Raw genomic sequence first — 807 nt, 5'->3', positions numbered from 1 at the left:
AATGATCAAGCGTGGAAGCTACGCCGCAAACTAGCGTGCGATTTTGGCGCCCTGGATGCCCCCGCCCACTACATCCCAAAGCCTAAGTGGATGCGTTGGCCTACTTATCACAAAATCGTCAGCCGAATAGAAGAGTATGACCAGCGATCCCTTGAGGGCATGGTGCAGCAGCTAAAAATGATGGGTATCCATCTTTAATGGCCGAGCCACTACGCGAGCATCAGGGCGCTAAGCCGGGTTCTCGGCTCAGTGCCCTGTCAGCGCAACGATAAAGGCAACAAAACGCAACTGCTGGCGCTGTACATAGCCGCAGCAAATGACCGATTTAAAACCCGGGAGCTTGCAGGAATTGCAGTCTATCAATGACCTGCACGGTCAAATTGACCGACCAGCTAAAAGAGGAGGGCCGGCCCCTTTACATGTGATCTTGAGTCACTTCTAGCCGCGCTCAGCCTGACGAATGTGTTTCACTGCATCCATTTCAAATGGTACCAGTTGGGTTCTTTGGGTTTTCGGGCGATCGCTCTATGAGTCGGGGAAAGTAGGGATTTTAAGCCCACTCAGATCAAGCTAGATACCTAATAAAACCTCATATCGAAGGTGCAGGTTAATCTCCACATGTTGAAGAATGCTGAAAACTTAAAGCACGCTCACAGAGCGTTTTCGGCGGCAATTATTAACCCTGCATATCCGTAGAGTTACGCGCCCGGATAATAGTGTCACGGCTGCACTGGTGTAGGTTTCCATGCGATAGTTTCCATATTGGTTTCCACCAAATCCCCAGTATCCACTTACTGGTATCCAGGG

At 50.3% G+C, this 807-nt stretch carries 1 protein-coding gene; it reads left to right on the top strand.

The window, feature by feature from the left end:
• The coding region (locus ACT3R7_RS20690) for a hypothetical protein (RefSeq protein WP_496199463.1) at positions 1–198 on the top strand (198 nt) is incomplete at its 5' end.
• Positions 199–807 lie beyond the last annotated feature (609 nt).

It is taken from the genome of Halomonas sp. AOP43-A1-21, from assembly GCF_052376775.1.
Lineage (GTDB): Bacteria > Pseudomonadota > Gammaproteobacteria > Pseudomonadales > Halomonadaceae > Vreelandella > Vreelandella colorata.
The sequence above is the reverse complement of the archived record's forward strand: the minus strand, read 5'-3'. Positions and strand labels throughout refer to the sequence as shown.